15 protein-coding genes are annotated in these 15,630 nt (G+C 69.3%); 4 read left to right on the top strand and 11 right to left on the bottom strand.

From position 1 onward, the window contains the following. The first annotated feature begins 96 nt into the window (after nt 1-96). Nucleotides 97-1,461 carry an OprD family outer membrane porin gene (locus IWH25_RS16340; protein ID WP_203386821.1) on the top strand — a complete coding sequence of 455 codons (1,365 nt, stop codon included), beginning with the start codon at nt 97-99 and terminating at the stop codon, nt 1,459-1,461. A gap of 114 nt (nt 1,462-1,575) precedes the next feature. Then, complete coding sequence (locus IWH25_RS16335; protein WP_203386820.1) at nt 1,576-1,878, top strand: helix-turn-helix domain-containing protein; 303 nt, start codon at nt 1,576-1,578, stop codon at nt 1,876-1,878. Nucleotides 1,879-1,945: 67 nt separating this feature from the next. On the opposite strand, the gene IWH25_RS16330 is transcribed toward IWH25_RS16335, so the two are convergent. The 8 genes from IWH25_RS16330 to IWH25_RS16295 form a co-directional block, all read right to left on the bottom strand. Then, nucleotides 1,946-2,347, bottom strand: coding sequence for a GlcG/HbpS family heme-binding protein (locus tag IWH25_RS16330; protein ID WP_203386819.1), 402 nt, complete (start codon nt 2,345-2,347; stop codon nt 1,946-1,948). Between the two features lie 23 nt (nt 2,348-2,370). Then, nucleotides 2,371-3,246, bottom strand: coding sequence for an NAD(P)-dependent oxidoreductase (locus IWH25_RS16325; protein ID WP_203386818.1), 876 nt, complete (start codon nt 3,244-3,246; stop codon nt 2,371-2,373). Nucleotides 3,247-3,273: 27 nt separating this feature from the next. Beyond that, the gene (locus IWH25_RS16320) at nt 3,274-4,254 is read right to left on the bottom strand and encodes a 2-hydroxyacid dehydrogenase (RefSeq protein ID WP_203386817.1); all 981 of its coding nucleotides are present in this window, start codon (nt 4,252-4,254) and stop codon (nt 3,274-3,276) included. Between the two features lie 18 nt (nt 4,255-4,272). Next, nucleotides 4,273-5,451, bottom strand: a complete 1,179-nt coding sequence (locus tag IWH25_RS16315; protein WP_203386816.1) for a YjbE family putative metal transport protein — start codon at nt 5,449-5,451, stop codon at nt 4,273-4,275. 16 nt (nt 5,452-5,467) lie between these two features. Next, a complete protein-coding gene (locus tag IWH25_RS16310) occupies nt 5,468-7,435 on the bottom strand; it encodes a TRAP transporter large permease (protein WP_203386815.1) in 1,968 nt (655 codons plus the stop codon). Beyond that, nucleotides 7,432-8,058 (bottom strand): TRAP transporter small permease subunit, encoded by a 627-nt coding sequence (locus IWH25_RS16305; RefSeq protein WP_203386814.1) that lies wholly within the window; start codon nt 8,056-8,058, stop codon nt 7,432-7,434. The genes IWH25_RS16310 and IWH25_RS16305 overlap by 4 nt, the downstream gene beginning before the upstream one ends. Nucleotides 8,059-8,161: 103 nt before the next feature. Continuing rightward, a complete protein-coding gene (locus tag IWH25_RS16300; RefSeq protein ID WP_203386813.1) occupies nt 8,162-9,277 on the bottom strand; it encodes a TRAP transporter substrate-binding protein in 1,116 nt (371 codons plus the stop codon). A gap of 162 nt (nt 9,278-9,439) precedes the next feature. After that, complete coding sequence (locus tag IWH25_RS16295; RefSeq protein ID WP_203386812.1) at nt 9,440-10,225, bottom strand: IclR family transcriptional regulator; 786 nt, start codon at nt 10,223-10,225, stop codon at nt 9,440-9,442. Nucleotides 10,226-10,389: 164 nt separating this feature from the next. On the opposite strand from IWH25_RS16295, the gene IWH25_RS16290 reads away from it, so the two are divergent. Together IWH25_RS16290 and IWH25_RS16285 are read left to right on the top strand one after the other, a co-directional pair. Further along, the gene (locus IWH25_RS16290; RefSeq protein ID WP_203386811.1) at nt 10,390-11,910 is read left to right on the top strand and encodes a CoA-acylating methylmalonate-semialdehyde dehydrogenase; all 1,521 of its coding nucleotides are present in this window, start codon (nt 10,390-10,392) and stop codon (nt 11,908-11,910) included. A 52-nt stretch (nt 11,911-11,962) separates the two neighbouring features. Beyond that, the gene (locus IWH25_RS16285) at nt 11,963-13,192 is read left to right on the top strand and encodes a glycerate kinase type-2 family protein (protein WP_203389288.1); all 1,230 of its coding nucleotides are present in this window, start codon (nt 11,963-11,965) and stop codon (nt 13,190-13,192) included. Nucleotide 13,193: 1 nt separating this feature from the next. On the opposite strand, the gene IWH25_RS16280 is transcribed toward IWH25_RS16285, so the two are convergent. Genes IWH25_RS16280 through IWH25_RS16270 form a run of 3 tightly spaced genes read right to left on the bottom strand, consistent with a single transcriptional unit; the run spans nt 13,194 to nt 15,625 of the window. After that, nucleotides 13,194-13,376 (bottom strand): hypothetical protein, encoded by a 183-nt coding sequence (locus IWH25_RS16280; protein ID WP_203386810.1) that lies wholly within the window; start codon nt 13,374-13,376, stop codon nt 13,194-13,196. Between the two features lie 38 nt (nt 13,377-13,414). After that, nucleotides 13,415-14,503: an AbrB family transcriptional regulator gene (locus IWH25_RS16275; protein ID WP_203386809.1), complete on the bottom strand. Its 1,089-nt coding sequence runs from the start codon at nt 14,501-14,503 to the stop codon at nt 13,415-13,417. Between the two features lie 48 nt (nt 14,504-14,551). Then, complete coding sequence (locus IWH25_RS16270) at nt 14,552-15,625, bottom strand: ABC transporter substrate-binding protein (protein ID WP_203386808.1); 1,074 nt, start codon at nt 15,623-15,625, stop codon at nt 14,552-14,554. Nucleotides 15,626-15,630: the final 5 nt, after the last annotated feature.

The raw sequence follows: 15,630 nt of genomic DNA, 5'->3' as shown, positions 1-15,630 counted from the left end.
CGATTTCTTAGACTGTAATTCACGGTCCGGTTTTCAAGGCATGGACGTACCGGGGGCCCGAGCAGGGCAGGGAATGTGAATTTACGGAGGAATCGAATGGATAGGAGAATCAAGGCGGGAATGCTGGCGGCGCTGATTGGCGGTCTGCCGCAGGCGCTTATGGCTGCTGACGGAGAACACAACTTCGAACTGAAGGCACGCGGGGTTTATTGGGATGACGAAAGCCTCGTTTACCCGACCAAGACCAACAAGAATCCCAAAGCGACTGACTACCAGCAGAGTGCGCTGGGGCTTCAACTCAACTACCAGTCGCCCTACTGGGGCGGCATCATCGGCACCGACATCTCCGCCTACGGCGTCGCCCGCCTGGGGGACAGCGGCACGCCGACGAGCAATCTCGTCGACGTCGGCAACAATGGCCAGCTTCGCGATTCCTACCTGACGGCCGGCCAGGCGCTGGTCAAGCTCAAGTACCAGGATTTCGCACAGGCGAAGTTCGGCCGCCAATTGCAGAACAGCCTGCTGCTGAAGAGTACGAATACCCGCGCCGTACCGGATACCTATTCCGGTGCCAGTGCATCGCTCAAGCCGCTCGCCGGGTTGACGATCTATGGCGCGGTCTACGACGAGTGGCGCTCGCGCAGCACTGGCCACTTCGAGAAATTCAGGACCGAGGCGACTGCTGCCAAGCTGCGCAAGGAAATCGACTATGTCGGCATTCTTGGCGCTAGCTATGCCAAGGGGCCGGTGTCGGTGACCGCCGAGTACCTGAATTCCAAGGATTACCTGTCGAAATTCGGCCTGGTCGGCGCCTATACCATTCCGCTGGACAAGAATTCGCTCAAGCTCTCCGCCGGCCTGTTCACGTCGCGCGATGCTGGCTCGCTGTTCGTCTGTTCCGCCGAGAAGGAGCTCGACTGCACCGGAACGTCCCGTCTCGACAATGACGGCAAGGGCGTTTATCTGGACGCCGAGTGGAAAGTGAGCAACTTCACGGTCGGTGCCGCCGTCGCGAAATTCGACGGCTTCTGGATCGAAGACAATTTTGCGGTAGATGCCACGAAGACGGGCAGCCTGACCCAGGATCACGGCACCAACCCCTTCCCGACCGCTGCCGGCCTCGGTCCTGACCTGAGCAACCGGGACGAGATCGTCGGCTCGGTTCGTCTCGCCTACGACTGGAAAAACTTCGTTCCCGGACTGACGACCGGCTTCAAGTATTCGCGCGGAAGCGGCGCCAAGAGCAGTAACCTGAACAATTCGGCGGAAGGCCGCGAACACTATCGAGAGTTTACCGTCGCGTATGCGCTCCCGTTCGTGAAGAACCTGAGTGCTCGCTACGTCTACATGAACTACGATTCGCACGTCGAAAACGGTTCGACCTCGGCGACGATCAAGGGCATGCCCCGCCAGGATTGGGAACAGCACCGCTTCTACGTCGATTACTCCTACCAGTTCTGATGCATCGAGAACTCTCCCCTGTGCAGCGCTTCGTCCTCCGCCGAGCGTGCACCTTTGCCTTCCCGGGAAACCGGGGAGGCATTTTTCTGGGCGGTGGCGGGCGCGGAGCGTTCCGTGAGCTATGACCTGGCCGATCTCGCGCTGGTGCTCGAAATCGCCGAGAGCGGCAGCCTGACTGCTGCGGCCGCCCGTGTCGGCTTGGCGCCATCGTCGGCGAGCGCCCGCTTGGCTCGTCTCGAAGCGGCACTGAATTTGCGGTTGTTCGACCGCCGTGCCCGCGGTTTGTCACCGACGGTGGCTGGTGCCCAGGTCGTTTGCCACGCGCGCAAGATATTTCACCAGTTGGCGAAAATGCAGGCGGAATTGGCGATGCTCGAGACGCCTTCCGCTCAAGAAAACCGACGTCGCTCGACCTGACCTGAAACGAGGGCGGGGGCGGTCGCCGCCATCTTCGTCGACGACCGCAGCAGCACGAATCCGCCCGCTACAGCGCGTCGATCCCGGCTTGGGCGATCTGCCCGTCCTGCGGCGCCTTGACGCCGGAGACGCCGACGGCGCCGGCGAGCTGGCCGTCGACCCAGACCGGCACGCCGCCCTCGAGCATGCCCTGCAGCACCGGTACCGACAGGAAGGAGACGCGGCCGGCGTTGATCATCTCCTCGTAGAGCTTGGTTTCGCGCCGGCCGAGCGCGGCGGCGCGCGCCTTCTCGGGGGCGATGTAGGCGCTCGCCGCCGGGCAGCCGTCGAGGCGTTCGAGGGCGATCAGGTGGCCGCCGTCGTCGGCGACGGCGATGGTCACCGGCCAGCCGTTGGCCTCGGCCTCGGCGCGCGCGGCGGCGATGATGCGCACGGCGTCGTCGCGGGTCAGGCAGGGTTTCTGGTTCATCGCGCGCTCCTTTCGTGTTGCGCTTATTCGATGCCGCCGAGCTTCTCCAGCAGCTTCAGCGAGGCGATCGAGTCGTCCTCGCCGAGGCCGCTGCCGACCAGCGCGTTGAACAGCTGCGCGGTGGCCGCCGAGGAGGGCAGCATCAGGCCCATGCGGTGCGCTTCCTCCATCACGATGCGCAGGTCCTTCTGGTGCATCCAGGCCTTGAAGCCGGGCTTGAAGTTGCGGTCGAGCATGCGCTGGCCGTGGTTCTCGAGGATGCGCGAATAGGCGAAGCCGCCGAGCAGCGCCTCGCGCACGCGCGCCGGGTCGACGCCGCTCTTCTCGGCCAGCGCGAAGGCCTCGGCGACGGCGAGGATGCCGACGCCGGTGAGGATCTGGTTGCAGGCCTTGGCCACCTGGCCGGCGCCGCTGCCGCCGATCAGCGTGATCGACTTGCCCATCTTCTCGAACAGCGGCTTCACTTTCTCGAACACCTCGGGCTTGCCGCCGACCATGATCGTCAGCGTCGCGTTGATCGCGCCGACCTGGCCGCCGGAGACCGGCGCATCGAGGAACTCGATGCCCTTCGCGGCGAGCGCGGCGCCGATCTCGCGCGCGGCGTTGGGGTTGATCGTGCTCATGTCGACGACGATCAGCCCCTTCTTCGCGCCGGCGGCGATGCCGTCGTCGCCGAGCGTGACGTCGCGTACGTCGGGCGCGTCGGCGACCATCGTGATCACCACCTCGCTGTGGCGGGCGACTTCGGCGGCCGAGGTGTGCGCGTGCGCGGCGACGTCCTTGAACGGTTCCAGCGACGCCGGCCGGCGCGCCCACAGGTGCAGCGTGTGGCCGGCGGCGGCGAGGTGCAGCGCGAGCGGGCGGCCCATCAGGCCGAGTCCGATGAATCCGACGTTCATGTGTGTTCTCCTGGGGGATGGGCGGCGTCAGCCGCCGAAGACTTCCGGGTTGAGCAGGTTGGGCGGGCGCCGCCCGTGCAGCGCGGCGATCAGGTTGTCGGCGGCGCACATCGCCATCGCCAGCCGGGTCGCGCGCGACGACGAGCCGATGTGCGGCGTCAGCGTGACGTTGTCGAGCTCGAAGAAGCGCGCATCGAGCGCCGGCTCGTTCTCGAACACGTCGAGGCCGGCGCCGGCGATGCGCCGCTCGCGCAGCGCGGCGATCAGCGCGTCGTCGTCGACGATGCCGCCGCGGGCGACGTTGATCAGGTGCGCGGTGGGCTTCATCGCCGCCAGCTCGACGGCGCCGACGAGGTGGTGCACGGCCGGCGAGTAGGGCAGCATCAGCACGACGAAATCGGCCTCGTGCAGCAGCGCCTCCTTGCTCACCCAGCGCGCGTTGCAGGCGCGCTCGACCTCGCCCGGCAGCGTCTGCCGGTTGTGGTAGATGACGCGCATCGCGAAGCCGGCGGCGCGCTTCGCCACCGCCTGGCCGATGCGGCCCATGCCGAGGATGCCCAGCGTCGCGTGGTGCACGTCCTGGCCGAGCCAGTCGTCGTTGAATTTCCAGCGCTGCCAGCGACCGGCACGCACCCAGCGGTCGGCGGCGACGACGCGGCGCGCCGAGGCCATCAGCAGCGCCCAGACGGTGTCGGCGGTGGTGTCGTCGAGCACGCCCGGGGTGTTGGTCGCCAGCACGCCGGCGCGGGAGAGCGCGGCGAGGTCGAAGTTGTTGTAGCCGACGGCGACGTTGCACACCGCCTTCAGTCCGCCGGCGCCGGCCAGCGCGCTGTCGTCGATGCGGTCGGTGAGCATGGTGATGGCGCCGGCCTTGCCGGCCAGTCGTGCCGCCAGCTCGGCCGGTGGCAGCGCCGCATCCTCGGCGTGGTAGTCGATCTCGAAGTGCCCGGCGAGGTGCTCGATCACTTCCGGGAAGACTTCCCGGCTGACCAGGATTTTCGGCTTCATCTCGGCTCCTTTGTACCCTTAGCGGATCAGCGTCAGCGGCACCGCCGCGCGCTGCAGCACGCCGTGCGCGACCGAGCCGAGCAGCGCGTCGGCGAGCGCCGAGCGGCCGTGCGTGCTCATCAGTATCTGCGCGATGCCGTGCTCGCGCGCGAAGTGGGCGATGACCTCGGCCGGCAGGTCGCCGGTGACGACGTGCGGACGGTAGCTGACGCCGGCCGCGTCGAGGCGGTCCTTCGCCTCGGCCAGCTCGCGCTCGCCCTGTTCCTGCTGGTAGCCGTGCACGTCCTCGGCGGCGACGAACTGGCCGACGTCCTGGTGCAGCACGTGCTGCACGTTGAGCAGGTGCACCTCGATCGGGGTGCGGAACCAGTCGCGCATCGCGATCGCCGCATCGACGGCGCGCAGCGACGCCGGCGAACCGTCGACCGGTAGCAGGATCTTGTGCATGGCGGACTCCTTGGGCGGGGCGGGGGCGGTGTCCGCGGCGGCGCCGATCTCGGCGAGCGGACGGGCTTCCTCGGTCGTCACGGCACGCGCGGCGAGCCACTTGCCGACGGCGACGACGAGCAGCGCGCCGGCAGCCGGCGCCGCGGTGTGCAGCCAGGAGGCGTTGGCCTTGACCGCATCGGCGACCAGCGGGTCGGTGACCGCCATCTCGCCGGCGACCCAGCCGAGCAGTGCGGCGCCGACGGTGATGATCACCGGGTAGCGTTCCATCAGCTTGAGCAGGAAGGTGCTGGTGAAGATGACCAGCGGGATGCTCACCGCCAGGCCGATCATCAACAGCACGAAGTTGCCCTTGGCGGCGGCGGCGATGGCGATCACGTTGTCCACGCTCATCACCAGGTCGGCCATCAGGATCGTGCGGATCGCCGCGGCGAGGCTGCCGCCGACCGCGCTGCCGCCCTCGCTTTCCTCCTCGGGCAGCAGCAGCTGCACGGCGATCCACAACAGCAGCAGCGCGCCGACCAGCTTCAGCACCGGCAGCTTGAGCAGTGCGACGGCCACCACGGTCAGCGTCACCCGCATCGCCACCGCGGCGAAGGTGCCCCAGAAGATCGCCAGCCGCTGCTGCTGCGGCGGCAGCGAGCGGGTGGCGAGCGCGATGACGACGGCGTTGTCGCCGGAGAGGACGATGTCCGCACCGATGATCTGGATCAGCGCGACCCAGAACGCCGGGGTTCCGAATTCGATCATGCGTCTTCGCCCTTCCTCACTTGTACAGCACTTCGGGCAGCCACAGCCCGATCTGCGGGAAGATGTAGAGCAGCGCCAGCGCGATCACCTGGATGCCCATGAACGGCAGCATGCCGGCGAAGATCTGGTTGAGCGTGACGTGCGGCGGCGAGACGCCCTTCAGGTAGAACGCCGCCATCGCCACCGGCGGCGAGAGGAAGGCGGTCTGCAGGTTGAGCGCGACGAGCAGGCCGAAGAACAGCGGGTCGATGTGGAAGTGCGCGAGCAGCGGGATGAAGATCGGCATGAAGATGACGATGATCTCGGTCCACTCCAGCGGCCAGCCGAGGATGAAGATGATGAACTGCGACAGCAGCATGAACTGCAACGGCGTCAGCTCCATCGACAGCACCCACTTCTCGACCAGCTCCTGGCCGCCGAGCAGCGCGAAGGCGGCGGAGAAGATCGACGAGCCGACGAACAGCCAGCACACCATCGCCGAGGTCTTGGCGGTGAGGAACACCGATTCCTTGACCACGGTGAAGTTGAGCTGGCGGTAGGCGGCGGCGAGCACGAAGCCGCCGAGGGCGCCGACCGCGGCCGCCTCGGTCGGCGTCGCCAGGCCGAAGACGATGCTGCCGAGCACCGCGAGGATCATGATCGCCAGCGGGAAGAACGAGGCGAGCAGCATCTTGAACACTTCGAGGCGGACGAAGGTGAAGATCGCGTAGAAGCCGACCGCGGTCACGGCCGAAACCCCGAGGATGATCCAGTACCAGGTCGGCGTCGGCCGCCGCTCGCCATCGGCATCCGTCGCCGGCGGCTGTGCGGGGGCGTCGGCCGCCGCCGGCGGCGCGGCCTTCGCCGCGCCCGGCGGTTCCTTGACGTCGCCGGCGGGCGGCTCCTGCACGCCATTGCTTTTCGGCTCCTGCACGCCGCCGGCGGACTCCTCGTCGGCCGGCGGCTCGGCCAGCCCGCCCGCGTCGGCGCTTTCCGTCGCGCCGCCGCCCTGGCCCATCTCGACCAGGCCGGTGGTCTCGTCGATCGGCACCGGCTTGGTCGCGAGGTGCCAGGTCAGGCCGAGGAACAGCGCCAGCGCGATCGCCGGCAGCAGTGCGACGGTGCCCTGGCGGACGATCTCGCCGGCCGGAATGCCGAGGTTGCGCCGGCCCTTGAGGCCGCCGATCAGGCCGGGCAGCACGCGGTGGCTGACCTTGTCGCGCAGGATCGCGGCCGTCGGCGGCAGGTCGATGTGCCGCTCCTCCATCGGCAGCGGCGGCGCCAGGTGCGGCTTCAGCTTGGCGAGCACGATCACGTAGACGATGTAGAGGCCGGCCAGCATGATCCCGGGGAAGAAGGCGCCGGCGTAGAGCTGGACGACCGAGACGCCGGCGGTGGCGCCATAGACGATCAGCATCACCGACGGCGGGATCAGGATGCCGAGGCAGCCGCCGGCGGTGATGGCGCCCGCCGACAGGCGGATGTCGTAGCCGGAGCGCAGCATCGCCGGGAAGGCGAGCAGGCCCATCAGCGTCACCACGGCGCCGACGATGCCGGTGGCGGTGGCGAAGATCGCGCAGGTGACCAGCGTCGCCACCGCCAGCGCGCCGGGCAGGCGCGCGAGCGCCAGCTCGAGCGAGCGGAACAGCTTCGAGATCAGGTTGGCGCGTTCGACCAGGTAGCCCATGAAGACGAACAGCGGGATCGAGATCAGCACGTCGTTGGTCATCACCGAGTAGGCGCGCTGCACCATCAGGTCCAGCGTCTGGCGCACGGCGATGTCCGGGTTGCCGCTGCGGTAGGCGAGCCAGGCGAAGAGCACGCCCATGCCCATCAGCGTGAAGGCGGTGGGGAAGCCGAGCATGATCGCGACCACCACCAGCGACAGCATGAGCAGGCCGAGGTGGCCGTTGCTCATGTTCGACCAGGGCATGAAGATCGCGGTCACGGTGAGAATCGCCACCATCAGCGACAGGCCGAACCAGAGTTCGCGCTTGATTTTCATTGCTTGTGCTCTCCCTCGGTAGCGCTGTTCTTGTCGCCGACGACGTAGGTGTCGAGGGCGGCGATGTCCTGGTCGGTGACCTGCACCATTGCCTTCAGCTTGTCGACGTCGACCTCCTCGACGTCCTGCTCGCGCGAGGGCCATTCGCCGTCGCGGATGCAGATCAGGCAACGGATGATCTCGACGATGCCCTGCAGCAGCAGGCCGAAGCCGGCGGCGGGGATGAAGAACTTGAACGGCCACAGCGGCAGCGGTTCCGGCGAGAAGGTCTTCTCGCTGATGACGTAGGATTCCTCGGCGAAGGTGAGCCCGGCCCAGGACAGCGCGAAGATGCCGGGGATGAAGAAGAAGAGGTAGAGGATCAGGTCGATGATCGCCTGCGTGCGCGGCTCGAAGAAGCCGTAGAGCACGTCGCCGCGGACGTGGCCCTGCTTGGACAGCGTGTAGGCGCCGGCCATCATGAACAGCACGCCGTAGAGCATGATCTGCGCGTCGAGCACCCAGGCGTGCGGCGTGTTGAGCGCATAGCGGGAGAACACCTCCCAGGAAATCAGCGCGGTGAGCGCCACGATGGTCCAGGCGCAGATCTGCCCGGCCAGGGTCGACAGCTTGTCGATGAACAACAGTCCCTTCTGCATTGTCGGTACGGCCCCACAGAACGACAACGGTGAAAACAGCCGCCCGGGCGCGCGGGGCGCCCGGGCGGCGCCCAGTCAGCTGCGCCGCTCAGCCCTTCTTCTTCGGCGCGAAGAAGTGGTTGTAGGCCATCTTGTAGTCGACCAGCGTGTCGTTCTGCCAGCGGCCGGCCCGCTGCGCGAAGGTGCGCATCGAGTCGTTCACTTTCTTGAATGACGGGTTCTCCGCTTCCTTGGCGGCAACCACCTTGTCCCAGGCGTCGAGCTGCGCCTTGAGGATCGCGTCCGGGGTCTTCCAGAACTTGACGCCGGCCTTCTGCATCTCGACGTAGTCGGTCGAGTAGCGGTCGATCGCCTTCCAGCTCATGTCGGCCGACGCCGCCTGCACGGCGTAGTCGATGATCGACTTGAGTTCGGCCGGCAGCGCGTCGTAGCGCTTCTTGTTGAAGAGGATCTCGAACTGCTCCGAGCTCTGGTGGAAGCTCTGCAGCATGCAGTTCTTGGCGACGTCGGGGAAGCCGAGCAGGCGGTCGCTGGAGGCGTTGTTGAACTCGGCCGCGTCGAGCAGGCCGCGGTCGAGCGCCGGCACGATCTCGGCGCCGGGCAGCGGATTCACCGCCGCGCCCAGCTCCTTGTAGATGTCGACGGCCAGCCCGACGGTGCGGAACTTGACGCCCTGCATGTCGGCCGCCTTGGTCACCGGCTTCTTGAACCAGCCGAAGGGTTGCGTCGGCATCGGGCCGTAGAGGAAGGACTTCACGTCGAGGTTGAGGTTCTTGTAGATCTCGTCGAGCAACTCCTTGCCGCCGCCGTAGTTGTGCCACGCCAGCACCATGTTCGGGTCCATGCCGAAGGCCGGGCCCGAGCCCCACAGCGCCACCGCGGTGTTCTTGCCGTACCAGTAGGCGACCACGCCGTGACCGCCGTCCAGCGTGCCCTTGCTGACCGCGTCGAGCAGGTCGAAGGCCTTGACCACGGCGCCGGCGGGCAGCACCTCGATCTTCAGCTTGCCGCCGGACATCTCGTTCACCTTCTTCGCGAAGTCGAGCGCGTACTCGTGGAAGATGTCCTTCGCCGGCCAGGTCGACTGCCAGCGCATGGTGATCGGCGACTGGGCGACGGCGATCATCGGGAATCCGGCGATCGCCGTGCCGCCGACGGCCGCGGAGGTCAGGAACCTGCGCCGTGCCGCCTTCGTGTCGCTCATTGCTTCCGCTGCTTTGACTTCGGGTTTCGCTTCCTCTTTCATGGTGTGTCTCCTCCAGTGGGTGTCATGCCAGGTATTGCTACCTTTGCCTTCAATCGGGCGTCCCCGGCTGGGGCGTCCTTTTGATCCTGCCGTTCTTGTTATTGGTGTTCGCGCTGTCGGCTAGCGCAGCAGCTTCAACGGGTTCTGCAGCATCTGCGCCAGCTGCTTGAGGGTTTGGACCGTCTGTTCCTGTTTTTGTTTGCTGTTCCGTCCCTTGAACATGCTTACCGCGACCGCCGCCAGCACCGGCCCGCCGTCCGGGTCGTGGATCGGCACGCCGACGCAGTACATGCCTTCGTGCGTTTCCTCGTCGTCGCGGGCGAAGCCCTGCTCCCGTACCCCATGCAACTGTTCTAGCAAGGCGCCGACGCTGCCGCAACTGTTCTTTGTCAGCCGCGGCAGTCGCCGGCCGCGGAAGAGCTGGCGGACCTCGCCGTCGGCCAGCGTGCTGATCAGCGCCTTGCCGGTGGCGGTACAGCTCACCGGCAGGCGCATGCCGATGCGGTAGCTGACGCCGATCGGCAGCGTGCCGTTGCGGCAGGCGATGTAGACGACATCGGTGCCGTCGCGGATGGCGAGCACCGCACCTTCCTCGTCGAGCACCTTGAGCGCGTTCAGCGCCTGGTCGAACTCCTTGGTGACGTCGGTGCGCGCGAGGTAGGCGTGGGCGAGGTCGACGAGATGGCTGCCGAGGTGGTAGGTGCCGTCGTCGAAGCGGCGCAGCAGGCCGGACAGCGTCAGGCTGGTGCACAGGCTCAGCGTCGAGCTCTTCGCCAGCTCGAGCCGGGACGCCAGATCGGCGAGGGTGACCGGTTCGCGCGAGGCGGCGAGCACGTCGAGCAGGCGCGCCGCCTTGAGCACGGAGGGGACGACCGCCTTCGGCAGGTCCTTTGCTTCTGAACGCACGGGTTCGGGTCCTTTCTCGCGGTGGTGGCCGCAGCGCTGGTTTGACAGTGGCGAAAGTCTGAACCTATATTAGATCAAGTTCAAATTAAAGCACAACATTCATATACATGAACGATGGCTGCCACCCGCCGGCAGGTGTCGTTCGCCTTGTCTGGAGAAAATTCATGTCTGCAAGCGCAACGTCCGCCACCTCCGTGGCCGATCTCGATCATTTCATCAACGGCCGCCGGGTCGCGGTGGCCGGCGATCGCCGGGGCGAGGTCTTCGACCCGGCGACCGGCAGCGTCCGCGCCCGCGTGCCGCTCGCTTCGGCGGCGACGGTCGGCGAAGCCGTCGCCGCCGCCCGGGCCGCGCTGCCGGGATGGTCGGAGCTGCCGCCGCTGCGCCGTGCGCGCATCCTGTTCCGCTTCCGCGAGCTGCTCGAGCGGCACCTGGACGAGCTGGCGGCGATCGTCACCGGCGAGCACGGCAAGGTGTTCGACGATGCGCGCGGCGAGATCATCCGCGGCATGGAGGTGGTGGAGTTCGCCTGCGGCATTCCGCAGTTGCTGAAGGGCGAGCACTCGGAGCAGATCGGCGGCGGCGTCGACAGCTGGTCGATGCGCCAGCCGGTCGGCGTCTGCGCCGGCATCACCCCGTTCAACTTCCCGGTGATGGTGCCGATGTGGATGTGGCCGGTGGCGATCGCCTGCGGCAATACCTTCGTGCTGAAGCCCTCCGAGCGCGACCCGTCGGCCAGCCTGTTCGTCGCCGGGCTGCTCGCCGAGGCCGGGCTGCCGCCGGGCGTGTTCAACGTCGTGCACGGCGACCGCGAGGCGGTCGACGCGCTGCTCGCCGACCCGCGCGTGGCGGCGGTCAGCTTCGTCGGCTCGACGCCGATCGCCGAGCACATCTACACCGCGGGTTGCGCGCACGGCAAGCGCGTGCAGGCGCTCGGCGGCGCCAAGAACCACCTGGTGGTGATGCCCGATGCCGATCTCGGCCAGGCGGTGGATGCGCTGATCGGCGCCGCCTACGGCTCCGCCGGCGAGCGCTGCATGGCGATCTCGGTCGCCGTCGCCGTCGGCGAGGTCGCCGACGAACTGGTCGAGCGGCTGGCGGCGCGCGTGCGCACGCTGAAGATCGGCCCGGGCATGTCGCCGGGCGTCGAAATGGGGCCGCTGGTGACGCGCCAGCATCTCGACAAGGTGCGCGGCTACGTCGACCTCGGCGTCGCCGAGGGCGCGCGGCTGGTGGTCGATGGTCGCGGCTTCGCGCTCGCCGGCCACGCCGACGGCTTCTTCCTCGGCGGCTGCCTGTTCGACGGCGTTACCGCCGACATGCGCATCTACCGCGAGGAGATCTTCGGGCCGGTGCTGTGCGTCGTCCGCGTGCCGGATTTCGAGGCCGCCGTACGCCTGATCAACGCGCACGAATTCGCCAACGGCACCGCGGTGTTCACGCGCAGCGGCAACGTCGCGCGCGAGTTCGCGCGCCGCATCGAAGTGGGCATGGTCGGCGTGAACGTGCCGATCCCGGTGCCGATGGCCTTCCACAGCTTCGGCGGCTGGAAGCGCTCGCTGTTCGGCGACCACGCGATGCACGGTCCCGAGGGCGTGCGCTTCTATACCCGGCTGAAGACGGTCACCGGCCGCTGGCCGCAGGACGCCGCCGGCATGGCACACTTCACGATGCCGACCCACTGATCCCGCGAGGCTGCCCGTGTCCGACATCGCCCCCGCCGCGCTCTTGCGCGCCATGTTCGAGGCCGCCATCGCCAGCGCCCAGCCGGCGCTGCGCATCCCCGCCTTCCTGCCGCCGCCGCCGGCCGGCCGGCTGCTCGTGATCGGCGCCGGCAAGGCCTCGGCCGAGATGGCGAAGGCGGTCGAGGAGCACTGGCCGGGCGAACTCTCCGGACTGGTGGTGACGCGCTACGGCTACGGCGCGCCGTGTTCGCGCATCGAGATCGTCGAGGCCGCGCACCCGGTGCCGGACGCGGCCGGGCTGGCCGCCGCCGGGCGGATGCTGGAACGGGTGCAGGGACTCGCCGCCGACGACCTGGTGCTGTGCCTGATCTCGGGCGGCGGCTCGGCGCTGCTGCCGCTGCCGCTGCCCGGGCTGACGCTGGAAGACAAGCAGCAGGTCAACCGCGCGCTGTTGCGCTCCGGCGCCAGCATCACCGAGATGAACTGCGTGCGCCGCCACCTGTCGGCGATCAAGGGCGGCCGGCTGGCCGCCGCCTGCCATCCGGCGCGGGTGGTGAACCTCCTGATCTCCGACGTCCCCGGCGACAACCCGATCGACATCGCCTCCGGGCCGACCGTCGGCGACCCGACCACTTGTGCCGACGCGCTCGCCATCGTCCGCCGCTACGGGCTGGACCTGCCACCGGCGGTGCTCGACCTGCTGCATTCCGGTCGCGGCGAGTCGGTCAAGCCGGACGACCCGCGGCTCGCCGGCGTGTCCACGCACATCGTCGCCGCGCCGCAACAGGCGCTGGAGGCGGCGGCGCAGGTCGCCGCCGCGCACGGCCTGCCCGCCTACATTCTCGGCGACGCGATCGAGGGCGAGGCGCGCGACGTCGGCCGCGTCATGGCCGGCATCGCCCGCCAGGTGGCGGAGCGCGGCCAGCCGTTCGCGCCGCCCTGCGTGCTGCTGTCCGGCGGCGAGACGACGGTGACCGTGCGCGGCCACGGCCGCGGCGGGCGCAACGTCGAGTTCCTGCTGGCGCTGGCGGTGGCCTTGCAGGGCCACCCGCGCATCCACGCGCTGGCCGGCGACACCGACGGCGTCGACGGGCTGGAGGAGATCGCCGGCGCCGTGCTCGCGCCGGACTCGCTGGCGCGCGCGTATGCGCAGGGCCGGCGTGCGGCCGACGCGCTCGCCGACAACGACGGCCACGGCTTCTTCGGCGCGCTCGGCGACGCGGTGGTGACCGGCCCGACGCGCACCAACGTGAACGACTTCCGCGCGATCCTCGTGCTGTAGCTCAGTTGTAGCCGAGCACGGCGACGCCGGCGATGTCGCCGGCAGCGGCCGCTTGCGTCGGCGCCGGCCCGGCGGCCACGATCGGCTCTTCCGGGCGGCGCTTGCCGGCCGCGTCGGCGGCCGTTCTCGACTGCACGATCAAGTCTGCGATCAGCCGTGCGCTCGCTGCTTCGGGTGCATTCATCGGGGGTCTCCTTGGGTTGGCGGGAAGCGGGATCGGCGTCAGTCCCGGCGCCGTCGCTCGCCGATTGCGCGAACGACCGGCAGCGCCAGGAAGAGCCGGTAGATCGCCGCGCCGCAGGCGGTCAGCAGCACCAGCCGCGCGAGGTGGGCGGCGATCACCAGCGGCACGCTCCAGTGCATTACCGCCGCGGTGACGCTCATCTCGGCGATGCCGCCGGGGGCGGCGGCGAGCAGCAGCGCCGGCGCCGGCAGCGCGACGCCGCGCGCCAGCAGCAGCGCGCCGGCGGCGCTGAGCAGCAGCGCCAGGCCGATGGCGAGCGCGGCGACGCCGAGGAAGCGCGGCGCGGCGCGGAAGAACGACGGCCCGAAGCGGCTGCCGAGCGCGCTGCCGAGCAGCAGCTGTCCGCCGTCGACCAGCCACGCGGGGAGCGCCGGCAGCGGCGCGCCGAGCGCGGCGAGCAGGCCGACGCCGGCGAGCGGGCCGAGCAGCCAGGCGTTGGCGATGCGCAGCCGGTGCAGCAGCGCGAGTGCGCCGAGCGAGGCGGCGACGAGCGCCGCGAAGAGCGCCGGCGTTCCCGCCGGGCGCGCCGGCGGCGGCAGGTCGACGCCGTTGCCCGTCCAGTGCAGCAGCGCGAAGGGAACGACCAGCACGACCACCACCACGCGCAGCGCCTGCGCCGCGGCGACGCGTTCGACGGCGCCGCCGCGGTGCTCGGCGAGCACCACCATCTCCGAGGCGCCGCCGGGCAGCGCGGCGAAGAAGGCGGTCGCCGGCGTGGCGTCGGTCCAGCGCAGCAGCAGCAGCGCGCCGACCACGCCGATCGCCACCGACAGCAGCGCCAGCAGCGCGATCGGCAGCGCCTGCTGCGCCAGCAGCGCGACGACCGCCGGCGAGAAGTGCAGGCCGAGGGCGCAGCCGATCGCCCACTGGCCGAGTGCGCGTCCGCCGGGCAGCACCCGCGGCCGGGCGCCGGCGAGGCTGGCCGCGGCGACGGCGAAGAGGGGGCCGAGCATCCATGGCAGCGGGCTGCCGGCGGCGCTCGCCAGCCAGCCGGCCAGCCCCGCCAGGAGGAGGGTGGCGGCGATGCGCAGGGCGGCCGACAGCGCGGCCAGGGCTTTGACGATCATGGTCGTGGGGCGGCCGGGAGGTTCCGGCCGGAGGCAGGAGGCGGACGCTCAGCGGGGCTGCACGGCGGCATCCCACTTGCGCAGGAAATCGCGGCGCTTCATCTGGTCCAGGTAGGTGAGCAGGCCGGTGCCGATCGGGATCGGCCGCAGCGCGCCGCCGAGCTGCCCCTTGAGGCGGGCGGCGGTGGTTTCCCCGGCGACGTCGTCGCGGATCGAGAACAGTCCGGCGCGGTTGGCCAGCACCGCCTGCCCCCGTTGCGACAGGACGTAGTCGACCCACAGCCGGGCGGCGTGGGGGTGCCTGGCCTGGCGGGCGATGAACATGACCCGGCTCATCACCAGCGTGTAGTCCTGCGGCAGCACGACGCCCAGCGCCGGGTCGTTGCGCGCGCGTTCGAGGGCGTAGGAGCCGAGGACGTTGTAGCCGAGCAGGGCGTCGCCGGCGGCGATGCGGTCGAGCATCGCCGAGGTGCTGGCGCGGCCGTGCAGGCCCGCCGTCCCCATCGCTCCGACCAGGTTCCAGAAGACCACCGGGTTGGCCTGCTGGTCCTGCGTGTGCAGCATGAAGCCGAGGCCGGAGCGGACCGGGTCGTAGGTGGTCAGGCGGCCGCGGAAGCGCTCGGGCTGCTCCTTCAGCAGCCGGATGAGCTCGGCATGGGTGGCGGGAACCTCGTCCTTGCGCAGCAGGCGCTTGTTGTAGGCGATGGCGATCGGTTCGTAGGTGGTGCCGAAGGCCTCGTCCTTCCACGACGCCCAGGCCGGCAGCGCGGCGGTCTCGGCCGAGCGGTGGGGCTGCGCGTGGCCGTCGTTGACCAGCTTGACCTGCAGGTCCATGGCCGAGCTCCAGGTCACGTCGGCGTTGCCGCCGGTCGCCGTCTCGGCCAGGAAGCGCCGGTAGAGCTCGGCCGAATTCATGTCGAGGTAGTCCACCTGCAGGTCCGGGTAGAGCGTCTGGAAGTCGCGGATCAGCGGCGCCACCAGGCGCTCGTCGGTGGCGGCGTAGATCACCAGCCGGCCCTCGTGCGCGGCGACCGCGTCCGGGGTTCCCGCGTCGCCCGGCAGTTCCTGCGCCGCCGCCAGTCCGCACACCCAGGCCAGCGCCAACGCGATGATCTTGCTCACTGCAT

It is taken from the genome of Azospira restricta, assembly GCF_016858125.1.
GTDB lineage: Bacteria > Pseudomonadota > Gammaproteobacteria > Burkholderiales > Rhodocyclaceae > Proximibacter > Proximibacter restrictus.
Note: the sequence above shows the minus strand (reverse complement) of the source record. Positions and strands in the feature narration are given on the sequence as shown.

What these genes read in the sequence shown, in the direction of transcription:
- IWH25_RS16340 (WP_203386821.1), top strand. Translation starts at nt 97, where the DNA reads ATGGATAGGAGAATCAAGGCGGGAATGCTGGCGGCGCTGATTGGCGGT.
- IWH25_RS16330 (WP_203386819.1), bottom strand. Translation starts at nt 2,347, where the DNA reads ATGAACCAGAAACCCTGCCTGACCCGCGACGACGCCGTGCGCATCATC.
- IWH25_RS16325 (WP_203386818.1), bottom strand. Translation starts at nt 3,246, where the DNA reads ATGAACGTCGGATTCATCGGACTCGGCCTGATGGGCCGCCCGCTCGCG.
- IWH25_RS16320 (WP_203386817.1), bottom strand. Translation starts at nt 4,254, where the DNA reads ATGAAGCCGAAAATCCTGGTCAGCCGGGAAGTCTTCCCGGAAGTGATC.
- IWH25_RS16315 (WP_203386816.1), bottom strand. Translation starts at nt 5,451, where the DNA reads ATGATCGAATTCGGAACCCCGGCGTTCTGGGTCGCGCTGATCCAGATC.
- IWH25_RS16310 (WP_203386815.1), bottom strand. Translation starts at nt 7,435, where the DNA reads ATGAAAATCAAGCGCGAACTCTGGTTCGGCCTGTCGCTGATGGTGGCG.
- IWH25_RS16300 (WP_203386813.1), bottom strand. Translation starts at nt 9,277, where the DNA reads ATGAGCGACACGAAGGCGGCACGGCGCAGGTTCCTGACCTCCGCGGCC.
- IWH25_RS16290 (WP_203386811.1), top strand. Translation starts at nt 10,390, where the DNA reads ATGTCTGCAAGCGCAACGTCCGCCACCTCCGTGGCCGATCTCGATCAT.
- IWH25_RS16285 (WP_203389288.1), top strand. Translation starts at nt 11,963, where the DNA reads ATGTTCGAGGCCGCCATCGCCAGCGCCCAGCCGGCGCTGCGCATCCCC.
- IWH25_RS16280 (WP_203386810.1), bottom strand. Translation starts at nt 13,376, where the DNA reads ATGAATGCACCCGAAGCAGCGAGCGCACGGCTGATCGCAGACTTGATC.
- IWH25_RS16275 (WP_203386809.1), bottom strand. Translation starts at nt 14,503, where the DNA reads ATGATCGTCAAAGCCCTGGCCGCGCTGTCGGCCGCCCTGCGCATCGCC.